The sequence below is a fragment of the Salinibacter sp. genome, assembly GCF_036626415.1.
Classification (GTDB): domain Bacteria; phylum Bacteroidota; class Rhodothermia; order Rhodothermales; family Salinibacteraceae; genus Salinibacter.
Genome location: NZ_JAZKRW010000120.1, coordinates 1 through 8,677, shown reverse-complemented (window position 1 = coordinate 8,677; position 8,677 = coordinate 1). Strand labels below are relative to the sequence as shown.

Here is an 8,677-nt window from a genome sequence, read left to right as displayed (position 1 = left end):
TAGAGCACGACCTGGAGGCCGCCCTCAAGGCGCGAATCGGTCATCGAACGGTCACGGGCAACTGTTTTTTTCTTCACGGACCCTATTCCTTGCATAGCCTACGGCCCGTGGCCATCGCAGGTGATACCTCCCCCGAGCCCGGTTCCAGCCGAGCATGTTGTGGAGAGCGTGTCAGTTGCTTCACGCAGGCCAACATGGTGGCGATTTATGGCGGCAACCGCGTCTGGACTCGCGACCTTTACCGCCGCAGATCAGCCCCGTTCATCTCTGTCGTGTAGGGGAGCCTCTTCTCTCGAATCTGAGCACACGATCTGCTGTATACGCACAGGGTGTATGAAGTGCACAAAACGTATTTGAACCACCGATAGAAGCTGCTGTGCCGTATTGGGGAGGCAAGTCCCACTCGACGCATCACTTCATCCCGAAACCCGACATTCAGCAACACAGCCCTCCTCAGGGACGTTCTGGGCCGCCCAAGAGTCTAGTTAGTCACAAAGCCAACCATGTATTCCAGTAGCTTCACCGAGACTTGCGTCGTCATGGTCTAATCGAGCCAGCGTTTTCTCACGCAAGCCGTCACGGGGACAGATCAGAGTCGCCACCGTAGACTCTCATTCCATTTCATCTTCGTTTTTTTTCCACCAGCCCTGCCTCGCTGAGCTCCCGCAGAAACGACTGCACGTAGTCGAGCGCTTCCTCGTGCGTGGTGGCCCACTCCTCGGTGATCGCACTCGCGATGTCCTCGGCGTCGTGACCGGCGGAGAGCAGCTCCCAGATGCGACTGCCCGTTTCATTCAGAGAATAGTATTGCTGGGTTTCCAGGCTAAGCAGAACAGATTCGTCCTCGTCGACCTCGGTGGAGACGACGTCGGAATTGGGACGGTATCGGGGCATAGGTGTGGGCGTGCAACTGAACAAGGGGCCAGATGAAGTCTAGAATCCCCGCGACGTAAGATCAACTTCGACAAGAAAAGTGTGTCCTTCGGCCGGGCAAGGTGCCATCAAATGTCCAAAGGGGCTCGAACGCCCATGCCTGAGTACTACCAGCTTCACGATTTTCACGTCCGCACTCGAAGTGACAGCCCCACGGTCAGCCGTCTGTTGCGTCGTACCCTCCAGTTCAAGGGGGCTCAGTACGAAGGGGAAGAGGCTCCTCCCACCTCTGATGGCGTCGAGGTCACACTCGATATCAGTGCGGACCGGGACCCCGCCTCTCCCCCAGAGGAGGCCCGCCACATCGACGTGTCCGGACACGCCGAACTTGACGCATGGAGGACACCGGGGCGAATGGTGCTGCGGTACAGGGACGTGACGGTCGACCTTCACCCCGACGCGGGCTTGGCCGAGGCCGCGGTGCCTTCTGATCTGCTCACGTCCCGCCCCGATCGGCGGCACAGCTCCCTGCTCTCCTACATGGTTGCTCTCAGTCTGGCAATCCTGCTGCGGGCCCACGGCTGGTTTCCCCTCCACGCGGCAGGGCTTACCCGGGAGGGACGCGGGGTCTTGCTCACAGCTCGCAGCGGAAGCGGAAAGACGACAACCGCGCTGAGCCTTGTCCGCAAGGGCTGGGGCTACCTCTCGGACGATACCGTGTTGCTCCGCTCGGAGGACAGCCGGATCAGGGCCTACTCCTTCCGGCGCGATTTCTGCGTAGACCCGGGGCTAGCGGCCCACTTCCCGGAGCTGGACGGCCCGGAGTGGCCTTCCGCCCCAAACGATGCGTCGAAGTGGCGGGTCGATCCCGGCCGGATTTATCTCGGACAACCTACGGCCACCTGTACGCCCGCTCTCGTCGTGCTGCCCACCCTCGCCAACGCCTCAGAGAGCAGTGTCGAACCGGTTGGCACCAAGGCCGCGCTCGAACAGCTTCTCAACCAGGGGGGCTTCTTCCTAACCCCCGGCTCCGACACCGCCGACGATCACCTCACCGTGCTCCGTCGGCTCATCGATCAAGCGCGCACCTACCGTCTCCACGCGGGCCGCGACGTGCTAGAAGAGCCGCGCACCGTTCAGGCGCTGCTGGCACCACTGCTGGAGGACGCGCCGGTCCCCGGCGCATGAGTCGAGGGCGCACTCGGTTGGCCATTCTCTTGCTTTGCGACGGCCGGCGTGCGGGTTCGGCCCGAACCCCCTTCAGCCATGTAAAATCAAATGCACCGCCGCGACCCCGGTACATACGCGCAAGGGAAGTCCGCTCTCATCAACCGAAACCGCCTTGACCGAGAGGAGTGGCGTGCCGGGAGGGGTCGCGCGAAGGAGCTGTTGGCGCCCCCTACAACCAATCGTCTACGAATAGGCAAGTAGGACCGGGCCCGGTTTCTCAACGAACCGCTTCTGCGTCCTGAGCGGGCCGCAGGCGAACCCCTATAGCAGAAGGGCCCCTGCTGTTCAGGCAGGAGCCCTACCGCTCGGCAACAGGCCGATCCGAGGTGGCGGGGCGCCCGGACAACCAGAACTGGTCGAGCACCGGACGAGCGCGCTCGTCCCTCCCTCTGGTCAAGATCGTGTGCTACGAGGTGCTGCCAGTGTCATTATCGTCTTCAAAGCCGCTGACTGTTGTCCCTGTGCCGTCGACCAAGTCAAATTCTCGGCATATCTCCGGTTCGACAAACGGCTTTCGATCACCGCCTTTTTGCCTCGCGCCGCTTGGCGGAGAGGCAGGCTCAGAGGATGAAGATGAACGATTGGCGTCGCTTCTGGGATCGTAGCTCATGGAATCGAACGGATTGAGTTCACTAGGACGTGGAGACCCGGACGGCCCCGCGCCCCCGTCAACGAGGACGCGGGACGCTTCGGGGGATCAGGAAAGCCGGCCTCAGACTAGCGGACGATCGTCATCCGCCGAGTCTCGGACTGGCCGTCGGCCCGCATACGCAGGAGATACACGCCGCTGGACAGGGCCTGCCCTCGGTCGGACTCCCCGTTCCACCGGAGCGTGTGGGTGCCGACCCCCTTCACCCCGTCGACGAGCGTGGCGACCTTCCGGCCCATCATGTCGTAGACCGCGACCGTCACGCGCGCCTGTTCCGGCAGGGCAAACTCAACGGTGGTCCGCTCGCCGAACGGATTCGGGGCGTTGCCCGCCAGGGTCGGCTGAGAGACGCCCGGTCCCAGCTCGTAGGTCGGATCAAAGGTAGTGGTGTTCGGCTCCGGATCGTCGCAGGCGTCGGTCGCCTCCAGGAAGTAGGTGGCCGTGCTCTGGGTGGCCTCCAGCGTAAAGTCGACCGATGTCGGCGGTTCTCCCGAGCCGGTCCACGTCCAGGTGTTGCCGCTGCGGTCAAAGCCGCTGCTGGGACTGATCGAGCCGACCTCGAAGCCGTCGAGCGTCGAGAAGGTAAACTTCTCGACTCCATCGCCGTCCGAGATGGTGTTTTTCAGGGTGCCGTTCTGTTTGTCGATGTCGTCCTGTCCCAACGTCGGAACGCCATCTGCGCACGTCTTCTGTTGAACGACGTCGATTGTGGCCGTGCAGAGCGTCGTGGTGAGCCCGTCGCCGACGGAGAACTGGGCATTAAACGTGCCCGTCGAGTTTGGCGTCCAGTCGAAGGTGGCCGTCTGCGGCGACGGTCCGACCTGCGGGTTGGGATTCAGGCTGCCGCCCGGCAGGCTGGTCGAGGAAATTCGGACGGTGTTCCCATCCTGGTCATCGTCGTCGGCGTCGCCCGTGGGATCGCTTCCAGTCACGTCGATACTCACGGGGGTGCCCGAGGAGACTGTGGTGCTGGACGGATCCAGCTCGCACACCGGCTGGTCGTTCCCTACACCTGTGATCTTAAACATGAAGTCGGACGGCACGGTGGCTTTCGGATCATTGTTCGCCGGGTCAACTCCCTGGTCGTACTCCTCGATGATCACCTGGAGGGCGTGGAGCGATCCTTGAGCTTCGCCTGAGTTGTCCCACGTGATCTCACCCGTCGTCGAATTGATAGACAGGTTGGGAGGATTAGAGCTGGATGCCCCCATCTCCGAAGGGGTGGCAAGCCGAAACCGAAGCTGATCATTGTCGGGATTGGTGGAGGGGATCTGGTACGTAACGTTCGTACCTTGTGATACGCCTACAAACGGACCACTGCTCGTCGTGGTGCCCAGGTTTTCCGTATCGATCGTGGCCTCAACGTTGAAGCCTTGATTGTTCTTCCTTGTAAGATCGCCAATACGGCAGCAATCGTCCAAGGAGATCGTCTTCTGTCCCTCAGTCGAATATGTATGTGTGAAAGTCGCTTCTATCACGATCCAATCTTGAGACGAGTCAAGTCCGGTCACCGTCCACGTTTCTGAGGGATCGTCCCCATAGGAGGTACCGTCGCCAAGACTGATTGCAAACGTAAACGGTTGATTGGTTGGGTCCAAAACATCCCCCACTGCCGGCTCATTGCCGTCAAGATTGCCAAACGCGTTGAAGGATGTACCAAATGCCGAGTACCGCCAGAATTGCACAACCCTAATCTCTACCTCGCCACCGGGGCCGGTGTCCGTCACATAGACGTACATACCCCGGAAGTGCGTCGCCTCCGCTGATTGCGGCGCGAGTAGCCCAAAGGACAGCAGTAGCGCTGCAACCCCAATCCCGATCCTCTGTAGCGTGTTCATGGCATGAGGTGGTCGCTGTTGAGTGATTGACGATAGAATGGCCCTTCCCCTCTCCAGGGCGAAATGGTTCCCTCCTCTCTGTGACGTGCACAACGAGGCCCTTCGTGGCGAGATGCACAACGCCTATAGACAAGCCCAAAAGTCGGATCGGCAATGTACGCGGCAGATGAAGCCTGTGCGTCATCCTCCATCCTACCTGGAAGGATGTTTTTCTCTGAATTTGCATACACTTAGGGAAAAATTGCGGGCTAACCTTTCCTGTTCTTTATTTATATCCTGAAAAAAATTAAGGTTGTTGTTCTCCGAAAATCCCATGGTCATCCAAAACTCCGGTCAAAGCTCGATCCCTCTCAGCGAAAGACGTTCCGCTCAGAACGGGAGACACCCTGGTCCGCCGTTTCCTGGAGTGGGCCTTCCCTGTTGGAGATGAACGCGGTGTAGTGGTGAAGCATTCGGCGTTCACGACCGAGCCGGGCAGCTATGCGGGAGCAAGGGGACACGCTGCTCGGTCGGGGCGTAAGACGGAGCCAAGTCCGTTGCAATAGGGTCTTGCCGTGCTCGGAGGACCGGTGTGTCTGGAGGGGAGGCAATGGCCCCCACGGGTCCACTCGACGCACGACATTCGGCCGCCGCCGCCATTCCGCACAGCCCCGTCACGTAAGCTCAGGTCCATATCGAAACGCTCAGTCCACGACAGTCAGCTTCCGGGTTTTGACCTGATTCGCGACCCGCAGGCGCACAAAGTAGACACCGCTCGGAAGCCGGTCGGCATCCAGGTGTACGGTTTGCATCTGCCCCTCCGGAAGGGCACCATCGTGAAGAGTCATGACCTTCCGCCCGAGCAGATCGTAGATCGCCACTGTGGCTGACTGGGCACGTTGAACTCCGAACCGAAGTGTGGCGGTCTCTCGGACTGGATTCGGGGATGGGGGCATCAGGCGGAGCGTTGCTTTGAGCCTGAGCTTTACAGCCACGGCGTCGGAGACGTGAGCGGTGCCGTCGAGGTCTACCTGTCGGAGGCGGAACCGGTGGGGGCCGGGCTTCAGGTCCTCCGCGCGAAAGCGGTACGTCTGCGGCTCGGTCGTAGTGCCCCCCTGGACGTTGCTCTCCACGAAACCGAGCGTCTCCCAAGCGGTCCGGGACGTGGAGTCGCCCGCCACGTGCTGGACCTCGAAGCCGGCATTGTTAGTTTCGCTCGCCGTTTCCCAGCGGAGCTCCGCGGCCGACCCTGCCACCGAGACCGTGAAGCGGGACATCTCCACCGGCAGGATGTCGCCGGACCGCATGTTGACAAAGCGCTCGAACGTTTCCACCGAATCGGACACCCCGATGAAACGGACCCGCCAAAACTCCGCGGTCGCATCCGGCGGGTCGGTCCAGAACAGGTTTCCGCCCGAGACGATGGTCGTTCGGTTTCTCGGAGAGAACCGGTCGATAAACTCCTGTCCCCCGTCCGCCAGCACAGTGGCCAACGCCGCGTCGGTGTCGACGAAGCCGTCCGGAATCGGGGCCATCCTGGTCAAGAATCCGGTGGCCTCCGACGTATCGACGGTCACGTCCAGCGGGTTGATTATCACTTCTGTCTCCAAATCTTTCGACAGCGAGTAGAACCGGTATGTCCATTCGTAGGCAGTTCCCGTCGGGTCAATGCCGTTCCCTGCCTCGATCCACCGAAGTTCCTGGTCGGACGCGTACTGGTCGGCCGAGTCAACAGCGACCGGAAGGTTCTCCGCGGCGCGGGCCGTGGTGCGCGGAAACTCAAACAGCTGGAGGTCTATGCCCGTATGCTGGCCTCCAGAGAGTTCGATGGAGTTGGGATTCCCGTCTCCGTCTGGATCGTGGAAGCCGAGCGCGTCGATCTCCGTGCTCGTGCCGTCGGTGTAGCGAACGGCGATGGGGACGTACGAGCCCGACCGCACAAAGTCGAGCGAGTAGGTCCCCGAAGATCCAATCAGCGCATCGCCCGCCCGCACCGACCACGTGTCCTCGTCGATTGAAAACTCGTCGACCAAAAGGATCTGAGTATACGGACCGCCGCTTGCGGCCTTGGGACCAATCGTCTTAAAGTGGGCCGTGGGTCGGTCGGCAGGCGCCTCCGGGGCCTCCGACTCGACGAGATTGGTATCCGGCTCCTCGAACACCGGGCGGCCCAGCTCGCTCTGCTTGAGCCCGTCGGCCAACTTGCGGAGGGACATGCGCGCCGCTTCCAGCCGGGAGGTCTTGGCCTTTGGCTCCGCCACGGTCCCGGTCACCTGTCCCTGCCCAATCTCCGGCGCGGTGGTGTATCGGAGGGTGTATGGAACCGACATGGAATCCCCATCTACCGTCTGCACCCCGTACACCAGCCATGTGTAGTCGGTATTGGGCTGGTGATCGACCTGATAGCGGACGTGTCGAGGAATATCGTCTCCCGCGTCGCAGGTGCCGAGAAATGTAAGACAGAGTCTCACCGTGTCAAACGTCAGTGAGTCACTTGGCCTGTACACGAACTCTGTGTTGAAGTCGGTGCTGATGGCCACCTGCTTATTGAAGGAGAAGGCCACTGTGTCCGCCAAGGGCACGGCGGCGTCTCCGTGGGCGGGCGCCGACTGCTCGACGAAAAAGTTCTGGGCGTGAACCGGGCCGCAGAGAAGTCCCAAAACGCAGAACAGTGTTACGTAGCGCATGAGGAGACCAAAGGGGTAACTGTGATTCCGATGTTTGAATGCTGAAGGCATACCGGCGCACAGCGTGTGCGAAGGGCGATTCTCTCTCAGTTCACATCTACAACAGAAGGCTCCCGACGCCCGACGGTGGTGGACCGATCATATGTTGGTGGTCGGCACGGCTCGGGACAGCTTCTCGGTCGACTTCACCTGACCAGTAAGCCCTGCCGCCTTTGCGGGAGTTCGCCTCTTCCATCGCTGTCCGGGTCGACCGTTCAGCCGGTTGGGTCGATCTTACGAACGTCTGAGTCTGCCCTAGCTCGACCGATTCGGGTGATGTGGTTTGTGCCTCCGAAAATCGCGGAAGAGGTAACCTTGAGGGGTAGAAGCAGTGTTGCTGACTAAATTTTAGCTCTTTATTGCCTGCTCGTGGGACGGGTGACTCTTCTGATAGATTAACGATAGAACTATCGAAAGCCTATGCCCTCCTCAGGCATGACGAGTTTGTTTGCCAAAAAATGAGACAGTAGACCTCCTGCACCGGGATTGGTATCGCAAATGAGGTAGATCTCTAAAACCACAGCAAACAGTTTATTTTGGCGAGCGAGCCCACACTTGATCCGTGCATACACCGAGGTCGGTTCTTTTCCTTGTAACTCATGTACACATTTCGGATTTTAAATTGGCAGTACCTTCGCTTCTTTGTAGTTGGTATTCTGCCAGGTTGCGGAATTATGCTGTCACAGCAGCGGGTCTAGCAAGCTTTTCAGTTCTCGGCTCACGGGCTTGGTGAGACTTGGAAGACATCCTTCCACTCGAAAAACTCACCAGGACGGTTCTCAGAATAGGATTCCCTTACGGAAGGACTCCCTCCGTGAAGGACTCTCAGAAGGGCGGTCCCAGGGAGGCGGTCGTTAGGAAAGAGGGCCATTTTGGGCGGGGGCGAGTCGGCCACGAGGCGGGCGAGGAGCTTTTCTGTCCAAGGCGCCCGCCGACGGGACGCCCCCGGCGAGGATGCTCCTGGTGAAGACGGCGTTCGGAGGGGGGGGCGACCTCAAGCGATAGGAACTGGTCCGTCAGGACCCGGAGGGATACAGGCCCAGCAACACCGACGTGCAGATCGGAGACTACGTCCAGCCGGAGGGGCTTGGGCTCCGGCCGCCCCTGGCCTGGAAGGTCGTCGGGTTCGAGGCGCGAGGGGACAATCCAAAATACATCGTGATCCTGGAGTGCCCGCTTTCGGGGAGACGAACCTCCGATCGATCTACGAAAGTCTCTCGCTCGATCAACCCGCATCAGAGAGTCTCGAAGGAAGTGTGGTGCCGCAGCAATCGCCGACTGTCCCCATCGACGGACGCACCCCGGCCTCCCTGCACCGGTTAATGAAGACCGGCCGACACGCACGCGATCCGCAACACGTCTCCCGGATCACTCGTCACGCC

4 protein-coding genes are annotated in these 8,677 nt (G+C 60.6%); 1 reads left to right on the top strand and 3 read right to left on the bottom strand.

Annotated features, from left to right (window positions below; all coding sequences use genetic code 11):
- Positions 1 to 621: 621 nt before the first annotated feature.
- Positions 622 to 894: a PqqD family protein gene (locus V5A20_RS11565; RefSeq protein WP_332327396.1), complete on the bottom strand. Its 273-nt coding sequence runs from the start codon at positions 892 to 894 to the stop codon at positions 622 to 624.
- A gap of 135 nt (positions 895 to 1,029) precedes the next feature.
- Here V5A20_RS11565 and V5A20_RS11560 point away from each other — a divergent pair, with 135 nt between their 5' ends.
- Positions 1,030 to 2,061, top strand: a complete 1,032-nt coding sequence (locus V5A20_RS11560) for a hypothetical protein (RefSeq protein WP_332327395.1) — start codon at positions 1,030 to 1,032, stop codon at positions 2,059 to 2,061.
- Positions 2,062 to 2,820: 759 nt separating this feature from the next.
- On the opposite strand, the gene V5A20_RS11555 is transcribed toward V5A20_RS11560, so the two are convergent.
- A complete protein-coding gene (locus tag V5A20_RS11555) occupies positions 2,821 to 4,173 on the bottom strand; it encodes a T9SS type A sorting domain-containing protein (RefSeq protein ID WP_332327394.1) in 1,353 nt (450 codons plus the stop codon).
- Between the two features lie 1,100 nt (positions 4,174 to 5,273).
- Complete coding sequence (locus V5A20_RS11550; protein WP_332327393.1) at positions 5,274 to 7,256, bottom strand: T9SS type A sorting domain-containing protein; 1,983 nt, start codon at positions 7,254 to 7,256, stop codon at positions 5,274 to 5,276.
- Positions 7,257 to 8,677: the final 1,421 nt, after the last annotated feature.

Excerpts from the sequence above, each read along its gene's own strand:
- V5A20_RS11550 (WP_332327393.1), bottom strand. The coding sequence starts at position 7,256 with ATGCGCTACGTAACACTGTTCTGCGTTTTGGGACTTCTCTGCGGCCCG.
- V5A20_RS11560 (WP_332327395.1), top strand. The coding sequence starts at position 1,030 with ATGCCTGAGTACTACCAGCTTCACGATTTTCACGTCCGCACTCGAAGT.
- V5A20_RS11565 (WP_332327396.1), bottom strand. The coding sequence starts at position 894 with ATGCCCCGATACCGTCCCAATTCCGACGTCGTCTCCACCGAGGTCGAC.